General features: G+C 58.1%; 17 protein-coding genes and 1 pseudogene. 14 read left to right on the forward strand and 4 right to left on the reverse strand.

Features of this window, described 5'->3' with window-relative positions:
• Nucleotides 1–31 precede the first annotated feature (31 nt).
• From LOY36_RS13900 to LOY36_RS13945, 10 genes and pseudogenes are all read left to right on the forward strand, one after another.
• Nucleotides 32–856, forward strand: coding sequence for a hypothetical protein (locus tag LOY36_RS13900; protein WP_230173694.1), 825 nt, complete (start codon nt 32–34; stop codon nt 854–856).
• Between the two features lie 10 nt (nt 857–866).
• Entirely contained in the window at nt 867–2,090 is a 1,224-nt protein-coding gene (locus LOY36_RS13905) for an MFS transporter (protein ID WP_258674067.1), read from the forward strand.
• Between the two features lie 69 nt (nt 2,091–2,159).
• The gene (locus tag LOY36_RS13910; protein ID WP_258674068.1) at nt 2,160–3,389 is read left to right on the forward strand and encodes a pyridoxal phosphate-dependent aminotransferase; all 1,230 of its coding nucleotides are present in this window, start codon (nt 2,160–2,162) and stop codon (nt 3,387–3,389) included.
• Nucleotides 3,390–3,476: 87 nt separating this feature from the next.
• On the forward strand, nt 3,477–4,322 hold the full coding sequence (locus tag LOY36_RS13915; protein WP_230173707.1) for a hypothetical protein: 846 nt from the start codon (nt 3,477–3,479) through the stop codon (nt 4,320–4,322).
• An 88-nt stretch (nt 4,323–4,410) separates the two neighbouring features.
• Nucleotides 4,411–5,301 carry a phosphoenolpyruvate mutase gene (gene aepX, locus LOY36_RS13920; protein ID WP_258674071.1) on the forward strand — a complete coding sequence of 297 codons (891 nt, stop codon included), beginning with the start codon at nt 4,411–4,413 and terminating at the stop codon, nt 5,299–5,301.
• Between the two features lie 937 nt (nt 5,302–6,238).
• Nucleotides 6,239–7,648, forward strand: coding sequence for a circularly permuted type 2 ATP-grasp protein (locus LOY36_RS13925; protein WP_007938225.1), 1,410 nt, complete (start codon nt 6,239–6,241; stop codon nt 7,646–7,648).
• 3 nt (nt 7,649–7,651) lie between these two features.
• Nucleotides 7,652–8,602 carry an alpha-E domain-containing protein gene (locus LOY36_RS13930; protein ID WP_258674074.1) on the forward strand — a complete coding sequence of 317 codons (951 nt, stop codon included), beginning with the start codon at nt 7,652–7,654 and terminating at the stop codon, nt 8,600–8,602.
• On the forward strand, nt 8,599–9,396 hold the full coding sequence (locus LOY36_RS13935) for a transglutaminase family protein (RefSeq protein WP_258674075.1): 798 nt from the start codon (nt 8,599–8,601) through the stop codon (nt 9,394–9,396). The genes LOY36_RS13930 and LOY36_RS13935 overlap by 4 nt, the downstream gene beginning before the upstream one ends.
• An 80-nt stretch (nt 9,397–9,476) precedes the next feature.
• Nucleotides 9,477–10,220, forward strand: coding sequence for a proteasome-type protease (locus LOY36_RS13940; protein WP_258674077.1), 744 nt, complete (start codon nt 9,477–9,479; stop codon nt 10,218–10,220).
• Nucleotides 10,221–10,256: 36 nt separating this feature from the next.
• A pseudogene (locus LOY36_RS13945) lies at nt 10,257–10,496 on the forward strand (fumarylacetoacetate hydrolase family protein); the annotation flags it as partial.
• A 382-nt stretch (nt 10,497–10,878) separates the two neighbouring features.
• On the opposite strand, the gene LOY36_RS13950 reads toward LOY36_RS13945, so the two are convergent.
• Both LOY36_RS13950 and LOY36_RS13955 read right to left on the reverse strand, forming a co-directional pair.
• Nucleotides 10,879–11,931 (reverse strand): AraC family transcriptional regulator, encoded by a 1,053-nt coding sequence (locus tag LOY36_RS13950; protein ID WP_258674078.1) that lies wholly within the window; start codon nt 11,929–11,931, stop codon nt 10,879–10,881.
• 5 nt (nt 11,932–11,936) lie between these two features.
• Nucleotides 11,937–12,938: an AraC family transcriptional regulator gene (locus LOY36_RS13955; protein ID WP_309475244.1), complete on the reverse strand. Its 1,002-nt coding sequence runs from the start codon at nt 12,936–12,938 to the stop codon at nt 11,937–11,939.
• 167 nt (nt 12,939–13,105) lie between these two features.
• Here LOY36_RS13955 and LOY36_RS13960 point away from each other — a divergent pair, with 167 nt between their 5' ends.
• The gene (locus LOY36_RS13960; protein ID WP_019578898.1) at nt 13,106–13,252 is read left to right on the forward strand and encodes a hypothetical protein; all 147 of its coding nucleotides are present in this window, start codon (nt 13,106–13,108) and stop codon (nt 13,250–13,252) included.
• Nucleotides 13,253–13,255: 3 nt separating this feature from the next.
• On the opposite strand, the gene LOY36_RS13965 is transcribed toward LOY36_RS13960, so the two are convergent.
• Entirely contained in the window at nt 13,256–13,852 is a 597-nt protein-coding gene (locus LOY36_RS13965; protein WP_019578899.1) for a TetR/AcrR family transcriptional regulator, read from the reverse strand.
• Between the two features lie 119 nt (nt 13,853–13,971).
• On the opposite strand from LOY36_RS13965, the gene LOY36_RS13970 reads away from it, so the two are divergent.
• From LOY36_RS13970 to LOY36_RS13980, 3 genes are read left to right on the forward strand one after another with little or no spacing between them, the layout of a single operon-like run.
• Nucleotides 13,972–15,129, forward strand: a complete 1,158-nt coding sequence (locus LOY36_RS13970) for a MexC family multidrug efflux RND transporter periplasmic adaptor subunit (protein WP_026331644.1) — start codon at nt 13,972–13,974, stop codon at nt 15,127–15,129.
• A gap of 27 nt (nt 15,130–15,156) precedes the next feature.
• Nucleotides 15,157–18,288, forward strand: a complete 3,132-nt coding sequence (locus LOY36_RS13975; protein ID WP_019578901.1) for an efflux RND transporter permease subunit — start codon at nt 15,157–15,159, stop codon at nt 18,286–18,288.
• 3 nt (nt 18,289–18,291) lie between these two features.
• A complete protein-coding gene (locus tag LOY36_RS13980; RefSeq protein ID WP_019649715.1) occupies nt 18,292–19,701 on the forward strand; it encodes an efflux transporter outer membrane subunit in 1,410 nt (469 codons plus the stop codon).
• A gap of 104 nt (nt 19,702–19,805) precedes the next feature.
• Here LOY36_RS13980 and LOY36_RS13985 read toward each other — a convergent pair whose 3' ends face one another.
• Entirely contained in the window at nt 19,806–20,372 is a 567-nt protein-coding gene (locus tag LOY36_RS13985) for a TetR/AcrR family transcriptional regulator (protein ID WP_019578903.1), read from the reverse strand.
• Between the last annotated feature and the right edge of the window lie 256 nt (nt 20,373–20,628).

Here is a 20,628-nt window from a genome sequence, read left to right on the forward strand (position 1 = left end):
ATCATCCAATAAAGGAATATAAGAGGTGACCATGAGTAACGTACTGACCCGCCAGAGCCAGTTGTTGAAGATCGTCGAACCGGTGTTGAACGACATGCCTGCCAGTGTCTTGAAGCATGCGCTGTTCGAAGCGTTCTGGAATGAAGAGGGTGCGCTTGTGGACATCGAAAATGCCTTTGAGACACTGACTTCGCGCCGCCATCCGCCAGCAGCCTTGCGTAAGTTTTTCGCCAGTTGGTCCAAGACCAACAACTCGGCCGCCAGTGTCTCTGGCCTGGCCAACCGCATCACCTTGCTGGCCCGTTCCGAGCAGGGTTCCGAGGCTGCCGAGAAGCTCTATCGGGCCTGCGGCAGTCTGCAACGGATTACCGACGAGGATCTGGGCGCACTGGGCAATACCTTGCACTCGGACCTGTTCTACAACATGGCCACGCCTTTGTGCGGTGATGATCAGTGGCTGCTGAAGGAAAACTGCCTACCTTCGGCCCAGGCCTTCAAAGACTGGACTGACGCTCGCCGTCTGCGCGATCGCGATTTGCTGCAGGGACTGCTGACCACGTTGATCCATGAGGTGTACACCCATGGCGAGGTGGAGTTCATCCATCCGCTGTACAAACAGTGGTTTGTCCGCGACATGGGCGTACCCGCGGAAAAGGCTCGTGCGACAGTCGCCTGGGTCACCGTGCATACCGGTGGCACCGAGAGCAATCATTTCGCCCATGCCGTGGCGGCTGTCGACCAATTTGTCGATGCGATGCAGATCGCGGTCGATCAGGAAACTACCCGGGAAATTTTCGCCGAATACCTGCACCGCAAATCCAGCGTGATGAAGGATTGCGCGCAACTGTTGCAGTAATGGTGGAACGATGAACGATATGAAAGACGGAGTCTCTTCCTCGGCTGATGCTTGCGTGCGGCGCCGCTCTCTGTTGGCTGGCTGCGGCGCACACGCCGTGCATGACGGCCTGACCGACGTCATCTATGTGCTGTTGCCGATATGGCAGGCGCAGTTTGCCTTGAGCTACGCCCAAATTGGCCTGATGCGTGGCGCTTACTCCGGGATGATGGCCGGTTTCCAGCTGTTGGCAAGCCGGGCCGCCAGGCGATGGGGGCGAGAGCGCTTGCTGGTGGGCGGGACCGCGCTCGCGGGGTTGGCTTACTTGCTGGCAGGGCAGGCTGGCGGCTTGACGGTGTTGTTGTTGGCGCTGGTGTTGGGCGGATTGGGCGCTAGCACCCAACACCCACTGGCGTCTTCGTTGATCACCGATACGCACGAGGAGGGCGCGGGCGTCAAACAAGCATTGTCGCAGTACAACTTCTCCGGAGACATCGGCAAAACGTTGATACCAGGGTTGGTCGGCCTGTTACTGACGGTCATCAGCTGGCGCGCGAGCGTCACGCTGATAGGCCTGCTCGGTCTGGCCGCCGCCTGTCTGCTGTGGTGGCTGATTCCGGCGCGCGCGGTAACTTCATCCGGTCAGGGCAAGGCCTCCAGGGCAATCATGGGAAATGGCTCCGCCAGCGGGCTGCGGGCGCTCATCGTGACCGGCACACTGGACAGTGCAGTACGGATGGGGTTTCTCACCTTCTTGCCGTTCCTGCTGAAAGAGAAGGGGGCCGGGACGGCAGGCATAGGTCTGGCGTTGACAATGTTGTTTGTGGGCGGTGCATTCGGCAAGTTGCTGTGCGGCTATCTGGGCGCGCGCATCGGCATGATGAAAACCGTATGGCTGACCGAGTTCACCACCGCGGTGTTGATCATCATGTCGGTGTACCTGCCGCTGTTCGGCCTGATGGCGGTGTTGCCGCTGCTGGGGCTGGCGTTGAACGGAACATCGTCGGTGCTGTATGGCGCCGTGCCGGACCTGGCTGGCCCAGGCAAACGAGAGCACGCCTTCGCCGTGTTCTACACCGGCACCATCGGTGGCGGGGCGCTGGCACCGGTATTGTTTGGCAGCCTGGGCGACATCACAGGTATTCCTGCTGCTGTGATCATGTTGGCCGCCACTCTGTTGTTGACACTGCCCTTGTCCTGGTATGTGCAACGAGGCCTGGACGCTGATGCCCACCTTTATCAGAACGCGAGTTGATCGACCGTTTGCAGGTTCGATCAAGAAGACCTGAGTTGCCGTTCTTTAATCGTTTTCGCAGGTAAAAAAATGAATAACAGCGAGACCTCTGCAATCCGGTTTTCGTTATCCCATCGCGCTCTTGATCTCAGCGCGCCAGGAACATCGAGCATGCGCAGTAAAGCGAATGCCCTGAAAGAAAGTGGTATCAAAGTGATTAACTTTGCAGCCGGCGAGTTATCGCTCGACGCCTGCCAGGAGATGAAGGCGGGTGCCATCGCAGCAATAGAAGGGGCGCGAAATCGTTATACGCCGCCCATAGGGCTGCCTCGGCTGCGTGAAAAGCTCGCAGAACATGTCAGTCAACGTTGCGGGGTTGAGTTTGCCGCCAATGAAGTGGCGGTGACAGCCGGGGCCAAGCAAGCGCTCTTCAACGCTTCAATGGTGCTGCTCAATCCTGGTGATGAGGTGATTATTCCTGTGCCTTACTGGGAAACTTTTCCGACGCAAGTTCTTCTTGCCGGCGCCATTCCCGTGTTTGTCGATACCCAGCCCGATGACTACCGATTGACCTGCAAGGCGGTCGAAAGAGCGCTCACCAGCCGCACAAAAATGATCGTGATCAACACGCCAAACAATCCGACCGGAACGGTCTATCAAAGAGAGCAGTTATTGGGGATCGCCCAACTCGCGTTTGATCATCAGCTTTGGGTGGTTTTCGACGAGTGCTATCGCAAGCTGGTACGTCATCCCCATGTGCATCACAACATTCTGTCGCTATTTCCATTGCTGAAAAGACAGACGATTCTGGTTGATTCGTTCTCCAAGAGCCAGGCCGTAACAGGCTGGAGAGTAGGTTATGCCTGCGCACCGACAGAGGTGATCGGCGCCATGCATAACCTGCAGGGGCACACGACTTCAAACCCCAGCAGTCTCGCCCAGTATGCGGCGCTGAACACATTGATCGCCGATTCTGCGCACTTTGGTGACGAGGTGAACAGGTTTCTCGACGAACAACTGCTGGTGGCATGTACCTGCCTCGGTCATGTGGACGGCATCCGGTGCGCGCCACCGGAAGGGGCGTTTTATCTGTTTATCGATGTCTCCCGAAAGTTGGGTTGCCGTTACCTCGGAACGACAATTCGCGACGTCGATCATCTCGCCGATTTGCTATTGACCGAGGCACACATCGCGGTGGTTCCCGGCTCTGGCTGCGGCGATCCCTATAGCATTCGAATTTCGTACGCCGTTGAGCGTGAAGAGTTGATCGAAGGTTTGACGCGCTTTGGGCAATTCATGTCGCAAGTCGTCACGGATTGACCCTGACGTACCGATCAAGCGTGTTAATGGTCATCGTTATTCATCTTGTCGTAGAGAAGCCCCATCAATAACAAGGAGAGCAACACCATGGAGAAGTCGAGCCAGAAGTTTATCGACTACGTCAATCAGGCACTGGTCGATGTCGAGGACGGAAATCTTGTTGAGGCGCTGCTGAGTGGTTTTCACAACAACCCTGACAAGTTGAATGCCTATTGCGAGACCTATGAGGACATGACATCCAGCAACTGGACAGTGTCTTCACTGTGTACGTTCTTTTGTGGCTGGAGGAGCCCGGACGGGGCAGCCCATGCGGTATCGAGCATTATCGTGCGGATACTTCAGGAATCCGAATCGTTGAACGACGACGCCAGGTTGAAGATGCTGGAGGCGGCGCGGCATTGCGGGGAGATCATCATCGAAGATGTAGGGCTTGGCGAAATGCATGGGCACCCACACCATTCGAAGTTGTATTACCGCATGGCATCCGCCATTTGTGGCTCTGACGACTGGCGCCTGCAGGACAAGTTTCTGGATCCTGTCACCAAAGAGTTTTCCACCTGGGTCGGGCAAAAAAGACCGCTGGCGCCGGACCTCACCGAAGCGCTGGAAATGATGGCCATGACCGAATTGTTCAACACCGGCGAATACAACTTGATGACTCCGATGTGGAAGCAGTGGCTTCGGGAGGTTCGCGGCTATCCATCGGGTGAAGCCAATCGGGTCGCTGCCTTTCTCAGCGTTCATTGCGGAAGTGTAGAAGCCCGGCATTTCAGGCATGCGGCAGAGGCTTTGAGACTCTATGCCAGCGCTACCCATCAAGAGATCAACTATCGGCGTATCGAAAGTCTGTCCCGGGAGTATGTGGCCAAGGCCTGCGAACACCTTGGAAAGATGGCGTCTGTGTTGAAAAGCGAAGTGCCTGCCTGGGATTAATGTGATTTGACCGCTTATCAGTGATTTGTAGTGACAGTTACCGTCCGGGAGCCGCTCATTCAATTATAAAAATGGAGCGTAAATTCGCATGATCGACACTGACATCCGCCCAACCAGCCTGGCAACTCTGCTCGAGAGTAAGCGTTGCCTTCGCGTACTTGAAGCTCATAGTCCGATTTCAGCCTTGCTGGCACAACGAGCCAGACTCGAACTGGCGTCCGGGCAACATGTTTCATACGACGCCATTTGGTCGAGTTCGTTGACGGACTCGACACAGCGAGGTTTACCTGACATCGAAATTCTCTCTCCCAGTAACCGTCTACACGGTATTCGCGAGATTTTTGATGTCTGCTCGTTGCCGTTGATATTCGACGGTGATACCGGCGGCAAACCGGAGCACTTTGCGATTCACATCAAAATGCTCGAGCGTGCCGGCGTCTCGGCGGTGGTCATCGAAGACAAATGCGGACTGAAGAAGAACTCGTTGTTTGGTAATGCCGTCAGCCAGGAGCAAGACTCTATCGAAGAGTTCTGCGAGAAGATCCGCGTGGGTTGCGCCAGTCGAAGCCATCGGGACCTGATGATCATTGCGCGATGTGAAAGCCTGATTCTGGATCGGGGCATGGAGGACGCCATCGAGCGTTGTTTGGCGTATGTGGAGGCGGGCGCTGATGGAATCATGATTCACAGCCGGAAAAAGGACGGTCTGGAAATCCTCGAGTTTGCCCGGCTGTTTCGCTTGTACTGCGCAAAGGTGCCGCTGATTTGCGTGCCGACCAGTTACGCTCACCTGCGATTTGACGAGCTGGAGAAAGCGGGATTCAACGCGGTGATTTATGCCAATCACATGTTGCGCAGTGCGTACCTGGCGATGAGAGAGGTTGCCAATGGAATACTGGCCAATGGTCGAACGCTGGAGATGGAGCCTCGTTGTCTCGGGATCAATGAAATACTCGATCTGGTGCCTGGCACCCGATAGTTCAGGGGCTTCACCGAGGCAACGGCTCGCTTCGGTTGATTACCGGTCTCTCCAGGACACTCGATATTATCGGACGCTCTGAAACCACGCTGCTGCATGCAACGGCTGTAGGCGGAAGAAGCGGCGGCCGTATTCTACTCCGCACTTCGGCGGTCCTCGCGGCGTTCCTGACGTTGCCGTGATCCGCCGACGACCGCTCCTGCCACCGCAGCATCCTTGGCTTTGTTCTGCCGATATGCCCACCTGATTGTGGACTCGTGGCTCGGGGTCAGGCCGTCCTCTCCAGCATTAAATTTTTGCATCACTACTTGGCACTTTCGCTGCCGGTGTCACCGCTTGGTGCATTTTCATGAGAATTAATAGTGCATCGGCATTAATCGACGCGCCGCGCTGGACGCCTTGTATTACACGGAGAATAAAAACAGTGAGTAGGAATTTCCCGCTTGTAGGGCATAAAACTCAAATCAGTTGCCAAATGCACCATTTTCGTCCGATCCAGAGTTGTGCAAGTTACAAGTGGAAAAACCGTTTCAGTAGTCTTATCGATTTTCGTCTCAAAAATGAAACGATGTGTCGCAATTCCGGCTTGTCTAAGGGTTTTTCCGGTTTTTATCGATCGTAACAATACTTGGGCACAGCCCTTGCAAAAGTACTTTCAAACCACCGCTAGTGTGGTTTTTCATCGAAAAAAATAATGGGGGAACGTTATAAATGGGGCGCCAGAAATCAAACCGCAAAGGCCAAGTCTCTGGCGTCGGGACGCGTCAAGAGATTGCCGAATTCACGAGGAATTTGTTTCCAAATGAGACAGGAAGTTAACGACGCACACTGAGGTGCTCTACAGAAACAGTACTCACTAAAACAACGTAAGGCCTGATTTTATTGAAATAGCGAAGTTATAAGAAAATGCCGTCTGTATCGCGGCAAGGAGTAGGGTATGTCCCGAGCTTTTTTTAACGAAATGTATGATGCGAGTGGTGGCTGCCGCCCACATTACCAGGAGTTCGCGCGTTGGTTGGCGGACACACCTCTGGAGTTGCTGGATCAACGTCGTCGCGAAGCCGACCTGTTGTTCCACCGAGCCGGCATCACCTTCACCTTATACGGGGACGAGCAGGGCACCGAGCGGTTGATTCCGTTCGACATCATTCCGCGCAGCATCAAGGCCAGCGAATGGCAAATGGTCGAGCGGGGCTGCATTCAGCGGGTCCAGGCATTGAACATGTTCCTGGACGACATCTACCACGGGCAACGTATTCTCAAGGAGGGCATCATCCCGGCCGAACAGGTGTTGGCCAACGAGGGTTATCAGGTCGCCATGCAGGGCCTGAATCTGCACCGGGGCATCTATGCCCACATCGCCGGGGTCGATCTGGTCCGCGACGGCGATGGCAGCTACTACGTACTGGAAGACAATCTGCGCACTCCCAGCGGCGTCAGCTACATGCTTGAAGACCGCAAGATGATGATGCGTTTGTTCCCCGAGCTCTTCGCCGCCCAGCGTGTGGCGCCCATCGATCACTACCCGAACCTGCTGCTGGACACCTTGAGGAGCTCCAGTCCGCTGGACAATCCCACGACCGTGGTGCTGACCCCGGGCCGCTTCAACAGCGCTTACTTCGAGCATGCGTTCCTGGCCCGTGAAATGGGCGTGGAACTGGTTGAAGGCGCAGATCTGTTTGTCCGCGACGATCACGTTTATATGCGCACCACCGCTGGCCCCAGACAGGTGGACGTCATTTACCGCCGTCTCGACGATGCGTATCTCGATCCACTGTCGTTCAACCCGGACTCCATGCTTGGCGTGCCCGGCCTTATCGCCGCTTACCGCTCAGGCAACGTGGTGCTGGCGAACGCCGTCGGCACCGGTGTGGCGGACGACAAGTCGATCTATCCCTACGTCGGCGACATGATCCGCTTCTACCTCGCCGAGGAACCGATCCTCAAGAACGTGCCTACCTGGCAATGCCGCAAACCGGAAGAACTGTCCCATGTGTTGGCGAATCTGCCTGAGCTGGTGGTCAAGGAAACCCAGGGCTCCGGTGGCTACGGCATGCTGGTCGGCCCGGCGGCCACGGCGGCGGAAATCGAAGACTTCCGCGCGCGCCTCAAGGCACGCCCCGAAGCTTATATCGCCCAACCAACCCTGTGCCTGTCAACGTGCCCGACCTTTGTCGAAAACGGCATCGCCCCACGCCACATTGACCTGCGCCCGTTTGTGCTGTCGGGCAGAGAAACCCGTCTGGTGCCCGGTGGCCTGACCCGCGTGGCATTGCGCGAAGGCTCGCTGGTGGTGAACTCGTCTCAGGGCGGCGGCACCAAAGACACTTGGGTAGTGGAGGACTAAGACATGCTTTCAAGAACCGCTTCGGACCTCTACTGGATGTCCCGTTACCTGGAGCGCGCCGAAAACCTGGCGCGCATGCTCGAAGTCAGTTACTCGTTGTCGTTGATGCCTCAGGCGGGGCGCACCGATGGTCGCGCCGAGCTGGCGATGTCGCTGCTGGCCGCCGGCACGCTGGACGATTACAACGAGCGTTATGGCGAACTCAACACTGAGCGCATGTTGCACTTCTTCGCGCTGGATGAAACCAACCCCGGGAGTATCTATTGCTGTTTGCAAGCCGCGCGGGCCAATGCTCATGCCGTGCGCGGACGCATCACCGCCGACATGTGGGAGAACATCAACGCCACCTGGCTGGAGATGCGCAACATCGCCAGCAATGGTCTGGCGCGTTATGGCATCAGCCATTTCTGCGAGTGGGTCAAGGAGCGCTCGCACCTGTTCCGCGGTGCGACCTCGGGCACCATCATGCGCAACGATGCCTATTGCTTCATTCGTCTGGGGACTTTCCTTGAGCGGGCGGACAACACGCTGCGCCTGCTGGATGCACGCTACGAAATGTTTGGCGAGGAGTCGGAGGAGGTGAGTGACAACTCTGCGCGCGGCTACTACCAGTGGAGTGCCTTGCTGCGGGCCTTGTCGTCCTTCGAGGCGTTCAACGAGATCTACCGCAATGCACCGGGCGCCGAGCAGGTCTCCGAGATGCTGTTGTTGCGCGGCGACGTCCCGCGTTCGCTGCACGCCTGCATCGAGGAACTGGACCATATCCTCGCCAGCCTGCCGGGCAGTAACGGGCGGGCAGCCCAGCGGTTGGCCGCCGAGTTGAATGCTCGGCTGCGCTACACCGGTATCGACGAGATTCTCGGCTTCGGTCTGCACCTTTGGCTGACTGACTTCATCTCCCAGGTTCGCCATCTCGGCCAGACCGTTCACGAGTCCTATCTGGAGGCCGTATGAAACTGTCCATACGTCACGACACCACCTACAGCTACGCCGATGAAGTCTGCACCAGCATTCAGTTCCTGCGTCTGACGCCGCAGAACAGTGAACGCCAGCGCATCCTGGAATGGCACCTGGAACTGCCGCGCCTGGTGCGCAGCCAGTTTGATCCGTACGGCAACATCCTGCATGTGTTGACGATGGACGAACCCCATGGGGCCTTGGTACTGACAGCTTATGGTCAGGTGGATATCGACTCGGACCGTGAACTGGAGCGCGACAGCCAATCGCCTTTGCCGTTTTTGCGCACCAGTAAGCTGACGATAGCGGACGATGCCCTGAATGCCTTCGCCATGCAGCACTGCGGCATACGGCGTGATCGAACGGCGTTGACCGACCTGATGCACGGCCTGGCCGACCATATGGTCTACAACCCGGGCGCAACCACCGTGGACACCACGGCCGCCGAGGCGTTTGCGGTCGGAGGCGGGGTCTGTCAGGACCATACTCACGCCTTCCTGGCCTGCGCCCGTAGCCTGGGGATTCCTGCGCGTTATGTCTCCGGTTATCTGTGCACTGAAGATGAAAACCACTTGGCCAGTCATGCCTGGGCCGAAGCCTGGCTCGACGGTGGTTGGTACAGCTTCGATGTCACCAACCGACTGACCCGGCCCGAACGCCATCTGAAACTGGCGGTAGGCCTGGACTACCTCGACGCCTGCCCGGTACGTGGCATGCGTCGTGGTGGCGGGGCCGAGTCGATGCTGGCGCGGGTACAAGTAACGTCGCTGTTTCAGGTTCAGCACCAATAAGCCTGAAACGTTCACCGTAATTGGCCATGCCGTCGGGGAGACGGTATGGCCTTTCATCCAGAATTCACGAGTAAGCGCAAATGACTTATTGCGTCGCTATGCACCTGGCCGACGGGATGGTGTTCATCTCCGATTCACGGACCAATGCCGGTATCGACCAGATTTCAACGTTTCGTAAGTTGTTTATTTTCAGCACGCCGGGCGAGCGCCTCATTGTGTTGCAAACGGCGGGCAATCTGGCCACCTCGCAATCGGTGGTGAACTTGCTCAAGCAGCGTTGCAGTGGACCTGGCCCGCATCTGTTGAATGTCCGCACACTCTATGACGCCACCGTGCTGGTGGCCGAAACCGTTCGCGAAGTCGTCGCCCGGGACCGTACCAAGTTGGCAGGCAAGACCGACTTGAGTTGCTCTTTTCTGGTGGGCGGGCAGATCGCGGAGGGGCCGATGGATGTGTACAGCATTTACCCGCAAGGCAACTTCATTCAGGCGACGGAGGACACGCCATTCCTGCAATTGGGTGAAAGCAAGTACGGCCGACCGATACTCGATCGCAACCTCACGTACCGCACATCACTCGAAGAGGGCCTGCGCTGCGGGCTGATCTCGTTCGACTCGACCATGCGCAGCAACCTGTCGGTGGGTATGCCGCTGGACCTGCTGGTGTTCAGAAAAGACAGTTTTGGCGGTGCAAAAAGTTATCGCATCACGGCCGACGACCCGTATTTCATGCGTATCCGAATGCAGTGGGCGGCCGGACTGCAGGACATGCTTGCCGCACTGCCGGAGCCGCCGGACGCTTACATGTCGGGGGGCTGCCAATAAAGCGCTGACTCTGCGTCAGCGCTGAAGTAAAGCGGCCGGGCCAGCGTTTGGGACAAAGGCAAAGGCTTCGATACGTTCGGTCCTATCGGCCCATGGTTGGTCACTCAAGATGAATTCGGTGATCCGCACACGCTGGACCTGTGGCTGGAAGTCGACGGACACCGCTATCAGAAAGGTAATACACGGACTCTGATCTTTCTGCGTCCGGGTCAGACCATGCGTCTGGGTATCGAGGGGCTGGGTGAACAGCATCAGTTCACGGTGCAAGCAGACTGATCCGGCGGAAGTAATTTATTGAAGCGGGGACGGAGCCATCGTTTCAATGATTTACTTCCGAGCGTTCAAAACGCTGTGTGCAAAGCCGTGTGAAACGGGGCCAATCCTGAAACATAATGTTGGCGATAGTAGGAATGTTCGGATGGTTGTGCGATTCATTACTCTTTGAATTTATTGTTTTTTTAGAAAAATATTACATATCCATGTTGCGATAAGTCGAAATCCGGTTTTGTTGCATGAAATTACTTGTTCATACGCAACACTTTTGGGCTAACTGACGCGAGAATTGGATAAGTAATTGAGGCTAATGTTGCTGTTCCCGAAGCCTATCGTCCGATCTGCCGCTTTCGACCCAATTTGAGTGCATGCACACTGGATACGTTCACGACCGATCCTTCACTCGGCTCTGAAGCAGCAACGGCTGCCTGCTAAACCCCGACTGCCTGCACCATTCCAGCGTGGACACACCAAACCAGCGATGGAACGCACGCGAGAATGTGCTGACATCGGCATAACCCAGCAGATGCGCCACTTGCGTCAGACTGATCGTCGGGACCTGCAGGTAATTGCGCACCAATTGCTGGCGTGTCTCATCCAGCAACTGCTGAAATGACGTGCCTTCTTGAGCCAAATGGCGTTGCAAGGTCCGCGGGTTGACTGCCATGCAGTCGGCCACTCTATCGATCGTCGCACGACCGCTAGGCAACAGATTGCGCAGCAATTGTCTGACGTAGCCGGGCATCTCGTCTGCCGACAAGCGTTCCATGCCCGACAGATGTTGAGCGATGAGTTGATGCAGGGTTTCGCTGGCGCAATCCAGCGGCTGCGTCAGCACGCAAGCGTCGAATAGCAGACCGGTGTGCGCTGCGGAGAAGGTCGGCGTGATACCCAGCGCCTGCCGATAGACCCGCTCATCTGCAAGGGGGGGATGACGGAGCATTACCGCCTCGGGTTGCCATTGATCCCCGGCCAAGGTTCGCATCAGTTGTAGACCGACACCACACGCCAGTTCTTCTGCTTGAGGCAATCCGCCAATCGCCGCCTCATCGGTCCGGTAGCCAAGCAAAGCAACGCCCTCGAAAACCTCCAGATCGATATGCGCCGCGCCGTTGTACAGCGCGAAATTGGCGCGCAGCTCGAGCAAGGCATCGCCGATGGTTCGGGCGTTGTGAATCAGGAAAAAAATATCACCGAAGACGTCGACCCCTTGATAGAGCCCAAATTCCAGGCCGAACAACGGGGTATTCGAACGCTGTTGGCACAGCTCCAGCAAGCCGCAATAGTGCTGGAAGGACAGGATATCTTCCGGGCGCTGCAGAGAAGCCACAGGCACAGAAGCCCGACGCAGCATCTGGCTCGGGTCCAGGCCTTGACGCCGGGCGAATTGATCGAATCCCGCCAGGCTGAGTGCACGAATGAACGGATTGGAAGGCATGTCATTTACCGATGAGTGTGCTGCATGCGCTGCTTCCACTTTTGCGGGCTGATGCCGTACCAGCGAGTGAAGGCGCGGGAAAATGTGCTCAGATCGGCATAACCCAGCAAGCTTGCCAGTTGCGTAAGGTTGATCGACGAATCGCAGAGGTAGCGCGCGGCCATCGCCTGGCGCGTGTCGTCCAGCAGTTCCTGAAATCGCGTGCCTTGCGCCCGAAGATAGCGTTGCAAGGTGCGCGGGCTGATCATCATGTACACCGCCATGTCGCGAAGCGTGACCGGGCCATTGGCAAGTTCATTACGCAGCCGTTTTTGCACGTAAGACGGCAACTCTTGCAGCGTCACGCGCGCAAGCTCGTCAATGTGTTGCTGGGCCAATTGCTGACACCTGGCGTCCGTCGCTCCCAAAGGTATCGCCAGCAATGCCTCATCAAACACCCAGGCATTGACGGGGCTGTCAAAGCGCGGGGGTACACCCAGCAGCGCGCGATAGGCAATGCGGTTTGTCGGAGCACAATGGCGCAACATCAGGCCTCTCGGCTTCCAGGCGTGCCCCAACAGTTCGCGGAGCAAGCAGGCGGCAATTCCCATCGCCAACTCCACCGTCTGTCGTACCGAGACCAACGTTCCATCAGTGACTTCGTACAAAAGCAGGGCACCGCCGGCCTGGCGTTCAAGACGCACTAGCGCGCCGTCGCTATGTATATGGAAATAACGTGTCAGTAGATTCAGCGCCTCGCCCACGTTGCCTGTACTGCGCATGGTGTACAGCAGGGTGCCGAGACTTTGCGTGCCCTGGCGCAAGCCAAACTGTAAGCCGAACAGAGGATTGTTCGAACGCACTGCACACAACTCGATCAAGGCATTGAACTGGGCGCCGGAAAGTTGCGCATCCAGCGGGTCTACGGCCAGATGAACCTCAGCCAGCGCCGAATCCGGATCGATGCCCTGACTGACAGAGAACTCCTTGAACCCCAGCAGAGCAGTGCCACGGACAGTGGACATTATCTCGCCCCCCCGAATGAAGCACAGCCTTTGGCCTGAGGAGTACTGGCACGATTTGCAAAATCTCTGGCGCGATTTGCAAAGCTTTCACCCTTGTTCCGAGACCAGACTCGAACCACCAATAACAAAAGACCTGCGTTCGGCCCAAGGCCGGACGATGGAGGTATTCGATGCGTCGGTTCCTGTTCGTTTTCCTGGTGCTCGCGCTGATTTCGGGTGCGCTTTATTTTCAGCCTCGGCCCGCTAACCACACTGTTGTTCATCATACCAATCACCCACCGGTTGCCAGTATCAGCGATGCCTTCACGCATTTCTGAGGATTAAAGCGTTCTTTCCTGCACAGATGAGTGCTCGCGGAACTCGCCGCCAGACAGCGCTCCATGCAGGAACATCTGCTCGAGCGTTCGTGCCGAATCAGCATTGGCGGCACGCCCGCGCTGTTCGGCATCCACCAGGCCATAGACCAACGTGATGAACAGCTCGGTAAAAATCGCTGCGGTGATGTCGATGCGAAACAACCCTTTTTGCTGGCCTCTCAGGAAGAACCCATCCAGCGCCTCCAGGTAAAACTGCCAGCGTGTGTCACCCCGTTCAAAGTCAAGGAAGTCAGGGCGGTATTGCGCCATCAGAAAGGCCAGCAGTTCGCGATGGGCGAGATGCTTCCGGATCAATCGGCGTAGCGCGTCCAGCGGTTCCAGGTGCTGTAAACCGGCGCTGCGGATAATCAGATTGAGCGTGCCCTCGGCGTATTCTTCCAGTCGCTGCCCCAGGTTTTCCCGTGTTCCGCAGTAGCGGTGCAGGGTCGCCTTGCTCACGCCTGCCAATTGCGCCAACTCTTTCATCGTTGCCCGCGGTCGGTTGACGACCGCCACGGTCAGCGTCTTGAGCAGGTGTTCATCATGGGAAATCGGGTTCATCACCAAGCCTCAAGCGATGTTCATATAAGGTTCACATATTTCTCATATGAGACATATTTGACTCATTAGGGTTTAGAAAGTAGCATTCGCACCAAATTCAATCAAGCCTTGGGTGAGTTATGGGCAATTTGCGTGCAGTAAGGATGGCGGGCTCGCTGGCAGTAGCCATTGCGCTGGCAGGATGTGGGCCGGCGAATGAACAAGCGGGTGTGGCCGAAGTGGCGCGCCCGGTAGAAGTGCTGGCGGTGAAGACTGAGCCTTTGGCGCTGACTTCGGAGCTGCCGGGCAGGGTGGAACCCATGCGGGTCGCTGAAGTGCGCGCACGGGTGCCCGGCATCGTGATGCAAAAACGTTTTGAAGAGGGCGCTGACGTCAAAGCCGGGGACCTGCTGTTCCAGATCGACCCGGCGCCGCTCAAAGCGGCTTTATCGCGCGCCGAAGGTGAACTGGCCCGCACCCAGTCCGTTGCGCTTGAGGCACAGGCACGGGTCAAGCGCTATGAACCGCTAGTGAAGATCGAGGCGGTCAGCCAACAGGATTTCGACAGTGCCATGGCTGACCTGCGCAGTGCTCAGGCGGCAACCCGTTCGGCCCAGGCCGATCTGCAAAGCGCCCGGCTGAACCTCGGTTATGCCTCGGTGACGGCGCCGATTTCTGGCCGCGTCGGCCGTGCACTGGTAACCGAAGGTGCCCTGGTCGGTCAGGGGGACGCGACGTTGATGGCGCGGATTCAACAGCTTGATCCGGTGTATGTCGATTTCACCCAGTCGGCGGCCGACGCACTGCGTCTGCGCGAATCGCTCAAGGGCGGAAAGCTCTCCGCCGACGACAACAAGGCGCTGTCAATTCGTGTCGAGGGCACACCCTACGAGCGCCAGGGTGCACTGATGTTTACCGATGTCGCGGTGGATCGTGGCACCGGCCAGGTATCGTTGCGCGGCAAGTTTGCCAATACCGACGGTGTCCTGTTGCCGGGCATGTTTGTGCGCGTGCGCACGCCACAAGGCACTGACAACCAGGCCATTCTCGTGCCGCAACGCTCGGTGCAACGCGGCAGCGATGGCGGCGCCCAGGTGATGGTGGTAGGCGCAGACGACCGGGTCGAGTCACGCAATGTGGTCACCGGTGCCATGCAGGGTTCGCGCTGGCAGATCAGTGAGGGATTGAAGGCGGGCGATCAGGTGATTGTCGGCGGACTTGCCGGCCTGCAACCGGGCGCCAAGGTCGCACCGGGCCAGTCTCACGCCCAGGCTCAGCTGCCTGAGTCGAAACAGTAAGGGCGCAGTCGCCGCGAGGATATTCCGATGTCTCAGTTTTTCATCAAGCGCCCGAACTTTGCCTGGGTGGTGGCGTTGTTCATCTCTCTGGCTGGTCTGCTGGTCATCCCGATGCTGCCGGTGGCGCAGTACCCCAATGTCGCGCCGCCGCAAATCAGGGTTACGGCTACCTATCCTGGTGCCTCGGCGAAAGTGTTGGTGGACTCGGTCACCAGCGTGATCGAAGAGTCGCTCAATGGCGCCAAGGACCTGCTCTATTTTGAGTCGACCAACAACTCCAACGGCATTGCCGAGATTGTGGTCACTTTCCAGCCAGGCACTGATCCGCAGTTGGCCCAGGTGGATGTACAAAACCGCCTGAAAAAGGCCGAAGCACGTATGCCGCAGGCGGTGCTCACCCAAGGTCTGGAGGTAGAACAGACCAGTGCCGGTTTCCTGCTGATCTATGCGCTCAACTACAAGGAAGGCACCCAGCACAGCGATACGACCGCTCTGGGTGACTATGCCGCACGCAACATCAACAACGAACTGCGCCGGGTGCCGGGCGTCGGCAAGCTGCAATTCTTCTCCTCTGAAGCAGCCATGCGCGTCTGGATCGACCCGCAGAAACTGGTGGGTTACGGGCTGTCCATCGATGACGTGAGCACAGCCATCCGCGGGCAGAACGTGCAGGTGCCGGCCGGCAGCTTCGGCAGTACTCCGACCAACAGCCAGCAGGAACTGACAGCCACGCTGGCGGTGAAAGGTACTCTGGATAATCCGGAAGAATTCGCACGCATCGTTCTGCGCGCCAACGAGGACGGCTCGACGGTCAAACTGGCGGATGTCGCCCGCGTGGAAGTCGGCCAAGAGAGTTACAACTTCAACTCGCGTCTGAATGGCAGACCGGCGGTGGCGGCGGCGATCCAGTTGTCCCCCGGCGCCAACGCGATCAAGACCGCGACGGCCGTCAAGGAACGCCTGGCCGAACTGTCCGCCTATTTCCCGGACGACGTGGAATATTCCGTCCCCTACGACACTTCGCGTTTCGTCGATGTCGCTATCGAGAAGGTGATCCATACCTTGATCGAGGCGATGGTGCTGGTATTCCTGGTGATGTTCCTGTTCCTGCAGAACATCCGCTACACGTTGATCCCGTCGATTGTGGTGCCGGTGTGTCTGCTGGGCACGCTGCTGATGATGTATCTGCTGGGCTTCTCGGTGAACATGATGACCATGTTCGGCATGGTGCTCGCGATCGGCATTCTCGTGGACGACGCCATCGTAGTGGTGGAGAACGTTGAACGGATCATGGCCGAGGAGGGGCTGTCACCGGTCGACGCCACGGTCAAAGCGATGGGACAAGTATCGGGAGCGATCATCGGCATCACCCTGGTGCTGTCGGCGGTGTTCATGCCACTGGCGTTCATGTCCGGCTCGGTGGGTGTGATCTATCAGCAGTTCTCGGTGTCGCTGGCAGTGTCGATTCTGTTCTCGGGCTTCCTGGCGCTGACGTTCACTCCGGCGCTGTGTGCCACGCTGCTCAAGCCGATTCCTCAGGGACACCATGAAAAGCGCGGTTTCTTCGGCGCCTTCAACCGTGGCTTTGCCCGGCTCACCGAGCGTTACTCGATCCTGAACAACGGGCTGGTGTCGCGTGCCGGCCGGATGATGTTGGTGTACGTGGGCATCATTGCGATGCTCGGTTACTTCTATCTGCGCTTGCCGGAGTCGTTTGTGCCCGTGGAGGACCAGGGCTACATGATCGTCGACGTCCAGTTGCCACCGGGCGCGACCCGTACCCGTACCGAAGCCACCGGTGAACAATTGGAGCGGTATCTTGCCTCCCGTGACGCGGTCCAGTCGACGTTCCTGGTGTCGGGCTTCAGTTTCTCCGGGATGGGCGATAACGCGGCGCTGGCATTCCCGGTGTTCAAGGACTGGTCGCTGCGTGGCGAAGATCAATCGGCCATGGCGGAAGTCATGGCGCTGAACGAGCAATTTGCCGTGACCAACGACGGTGCAGTGATGGCGGTGCCTCCGCCACCGATTGATGGCCTGGGCAACTCCGGCGGTTTTGCGCTGCGCCTGCAGGATCGCGCTGGCCTGGGCCGCGAAGCATTGATCGCAGCCCGCGATCAGTTGTTAGGGCAGGCCAATGGCAACCCGAAAATCCTCTACGCAATGATGGAAGGCCTGGCCGAGTCGCCGCAATTGCGGGTGGTGATCGACCGTGACAAGGCCCGCACCCTGGGTGTGAGTTTCGAGTCGATCAGCCGTGCATTGTCAGCCGCGTTCGGTTCGGAGGTGATCAACGACTTCACCAACGCTGGCCGTCAGCAGCGTGTGGTGGTGCAGGCCGAGCAGGGCGACCGGATGACCCCGGAAAGCGTGCTCAAACTGTACGTGCACAACAGCGCGGGCAATCTGGTGCCGCTCAGCGCCTTCGTCACCACCCACTGGGAGGAAGGTGCGGTGCAACTGGTGCGCTACAACGGTTATCCGTCGATCCGGATCGTCGGTGATGCCGGGCCGGGATATAGCACCGGTGAAGCCATGGCGGAAATGGAGCGAATCGCCGCGCAATTGCCGGCGGGTTTCAGCTACGAGTGGACCGGGCTGTCGTATCAGGAAAAGGTCTCCAGCGGTCAGGCGACGCAACTGTTCGCGCTCGCGATCCTGGTGGTGTTCCTGTTGCTGGTCGCACTCTATGAAAGTTGGGCAATTCCCCTGACCGTGATGCTGATCGTGCCGATCGGTGCCATCGGTGCGGTACTCGCGGTGATGGTCGCCGGCATGCCTAACGACGTGTACTTCAAGGTTGGCCTGATCACCATCATCGGTCTGGCAGCGAAGAACGCAATCCTCATCGTCGAGTTCGCCAAAGAACTTTGGGAGAAAGGTTACAGCCTGCGCGACGCTGCCATCGAGGCCGCACGCCTGCGCTTCCGGCCGATTGTCATGACCTCCATGGCTTTCATCCTCGGCGTTGTGCCGCTGGCGTTGGCGACCGGGGCCGGGGCGGCGAGTCAGCGTGCAATCGGTACCGGTGTGATCGGCGGCATGCTCAGCGCGACATTGCTGGGTGTGCTGTTCGTACCGATCTGTTTTGTCTGGGTGCTATCGATGCTGCGTAGTAAACCGGCCCCCATTGAACAACCCGCTTTGACTCAGGAGTGACTCATGCGTATTTCAGCTTTTTCTACGCTGGTGATCGCCATGCTGCTGGGTGGTTGCTCGTTGGCGCCCACTTATGAGCGGCCCGTTGCGCCGGTTGCGGATAACTGGGCGGGTGAGTCGATGAAGCAGGGCAGTCCGATCAACCAACTGGTGTGGCAGACGTTTATCGTCGATCCCGACCTGCGCCGCCTGGTGGTGATCGCTCTCGAGAACAACCGCTCACTGCGCCAGACGCTTCTGGATATCGAGCAGGCCCGGGCGCAATACCGCATCCAGCGTGCCGACCGGGTACCGGGGTTGAATGCCAACGCAGCGGGCAATCGCCAGCGCTTGCCGGCGGATTTGGCCAACGACGGCCGGGCGGGCGTTGCCAGCAACTATCAGGTCGGCCTGTCGCTGCCTGAGTACGAGTTGGATCTGTTCGGTCGGGTGAAGAGCCTCAGTGACTCCGCGTTGCAAGAGTACCTGGCCACCGAAGAAGCCGCACGCGCGGCGCAGATCGCACTGATCGCCGAGGTCAGCCAGGCTTATCTGGTTCACGATGGCGCCCAACGTCGTCTGGATCTGACGCAACAAACCCTGATCAGCCGCGAGTACTCGTTTGTCCTGATCAGCCAGCGCCGCTCGAACGGTACGGCGACCGCGCTGGATTACCAGGAAGCACTGGGATTGGTGGAGCAATCGCGCGCAGAGCAGGAAAGCAATCTGCGGCAGAAGCAACAGGCCTTTAACGCGCTGGTTCTGTTGCTCGGCACCAAAGATGCGGCGAAGTCGATTCCCGAACGGTTGCAGAAGGAGCCGATGCTGGTTCAAGACATCGCGCCTGACACCACCTCGACGCTGATCGAACGCCGACCGGACATTCTCGCCGCCGAGCATCGTCTGCAGGCGCGCAATGCTGACATTGGTGCGGCGCGCGCGGCGTTCTTCCCGCGTATCAGTCTGACGGGCAGCTTCGGCACCTCCAGCGCGCAAATGTCCGGTTTGTTCGACGGTGGATCACGTTCCTGGAGCTTTGTCCCCAACCTGTCGTTGCCGTTGTTCGATGCCGGACGCAATCGAGCGGGGTTGAGTCTGGCCGAAGCCCGCAAGGACTCTGCGGTGGCGGCGTATGAGGGCACGATTCAGACGGCGTTCCGCGAGGTCGCCGATGCACTGGCCGCTACCGACACCTTGCGCCGGGAGGAAGCCGCCCGACGCGCGCTGGCCAATACCAGCAGCGAGACGCTGAAACTGGCCAAGGCCCGTTATGAAGGCGGCATCGATAGTCACCTGCGTTACCTCGACGCCCAGCGCGCCAGCTTCGTCAACGAGACGGCATTCATTGAGGTCAGCACTCAGCGTCAGATTGCCTTGGTCGATCTGTTCCGCTCGCTGGGCGGGGGATGGTCATCGCAAGCAATGGCCAGATAAGACGCTGGCAAGCGCTCCTTGGGTTGGCGCATCCAACCTGTTTTTTTAGCCCCGTGGACCGTCAGGTCGCGGGGCTCTTTTTTTGGAGGAGTGAGGAGTAGGGATTATTGGGGACGTACTACGCAGGCAGCGCCATGCAGGAACATCTGCTCCAGCACATTGGCTGAGTTGGCACTTGCCGCGCGCCCACGGCGTTCCGCATCGACCATGCCGAAGATCATGGTCAGGAACAGTTCAGTGAAGACCGCAGCGGTGACATCGATGCGGAAGGCGCCCAATTGCTGGCCGCGCAGAAAGAATGCATCAAGGGCATCTGCATAAGACTGCCAACGATCACCTTCGCCATTTACCGCGAAGGTGTCGGGGCGATACTGAAAGAGCAGGAAGACCAGCATTTCACGATGCGCCAAGTGCTCATTGATCAGACTTCGCAGCGCTTCCACCGGCTCGCCGTGCAACAGGTCGGTCGTGGTGGTGATCTGGTTGAGCACCGTCTCTCCATGGCTTTCCATCATCTGCACCAGGTTGTCACGGGTGCCGCAAAAGCGGTGCAGGGTGGCCTTGCTCACGCCAGCGGCTTCAGCCAGTTCCTTGAGCGTCGCACGAGGGCGATCAACGATGGCCAGAGCCAACGCCTTGATGAGTCTTTCGTCTTGGGGAGTCAGGGACATCAGTAGGTCTCGGATCGAATTTCAATGCTGGAATTGTGCAGGAAAAGCTCATTACTGCAACGAAAACCACAGAACAGGAGGAGATTACTTCATTTGAGACATTATTTGCTCAGTTGTGGCTCTCAAGGTTGCCCACATCAATAATGTTTTTGAGTGTCATGATCTGCAAAAAACATGGCGTGATCTGCCAAGCTTTTGCATCTGCCAGTACCCAGAATCGAAACCCTCAATAACAAAAGACACTGCATTTGGCTCC

Origin of the sequence: Pseudomonas sp. B21-019 (assembly GCF_024749225.1) — a bacterium.
Classification (GTDB): domain Bacteria; phylum Pseudomonadota; class Gammaproteobacteria; order Pseudomonadales; family Pseudomonadaceae; genus Aquipseudomonas.

Coding starts and splice junctions, on each gene's coding strand:
- LOY36_RS13980 (WP_019649715.1), top strand. CDS start 18,292: ATGCGTATTTCAGCTTTTTCTACGCTGGTGATCGCCATGCTGCTGGGT.
- LOY36_RS13960 (WP_019578898.1), top strand. CDS start 13,106: ATGCGTCGGTTCCTGTTCGTTTTCCTGGTGCTCGCGCTGATTTCGGGT.
- LOY36_RS13985 (WP_019578903.1), bottom strand. CDS start 20,372: ATGTCCCTGACTCCCCAAGACGAAAGACTCATCAAGGCGTTGGCTCTG.
- LOY36_RS13910 (WP_258674068.1), top strand. CDS start 2,160: ATGAATAACAGCGAGACCTCTGCAATCCGGTTTTCGTTATCCCATCGC.
- LOY36_RS13940 (WP_258674077.1), top strand. CDS start 9,477: ATGACTTATTGCGTCGCTATGCACCTGGCCGACGGGATGGTGTTCATC.
- LOY36_RS13915 (WP_230173707.1), top strand. CDS start 3,477: ATGGAGAAGTCGAGCCAGAAGTTTATCGACTACGTCAATCAGGCACTG.
- LOY36_RS13900 (WP_230173694.1), top strand. CDS start 32: ATGAGTAACGTACTGACCCGCCAGAGCCAGTTGTTGAAGATCGTCGAA.
- LOY36_RS13975 (WP_019578901.1), top strand. CDS start 15,157: ATGTCTCAGTTTTTCATCAAGCGCCCGAACTTTGCCTGGGTGGTGGCG.
- LOY36_RS13950 (WP_258674078.1), bottom strand. CDS start 11,931: ATGCCTTCCAATCCGTTCATTCGTGCACTCAGCCTGGCGGGATTCGAT.
- LOY36_RS13925 (WP_007938225.1), top strand. CDS start 6,239: ATGTCCCGAGCTTTTTTTAACGAAATGTATGATGCGAGTGGTGGCTGC.
- LOY36_RS13965 (WP_019578899.1), bottom strand. CDS start 13,852: ATGAACCCGATTTCCCATGATGAACACCTGCTCAAGACGCTGACCGTG.
- aepX (WP_258674071.1), top strand. CDS start 4,411: ATGATCGACACTGACATCCGCCCAACCAGCCTGGCAACTCTGCTCGAG.
- LOY36_RS13905 (WP_258674067.1), top strand. CDS start 867: ATGAACGATATGAAAGACGGAGTCTCTTCCTCGGCTGATGCTTGCGTG.
- LOY36_RS13970 (WP_026331644.1), top strand. CDS start 13,972: ATGGGCAATTTGCGTGCAGTAAGGATGGCGGGCTCGCTGGCAGTAGCC.
- LOY36_RS13930 (WP_258674074.1), top strand. CDS start 7,652: ATGCTTTCAAGAACCGCTTCGGACCTCTACTGGATGTCCCGTTACCTG.
- LOY36_RS13935 (WP_258674075.1), top strand. CDS start 8,599: ATGAAACTGTCCATACGTCACGACACCACCTACAGCTACGCCGATGAA.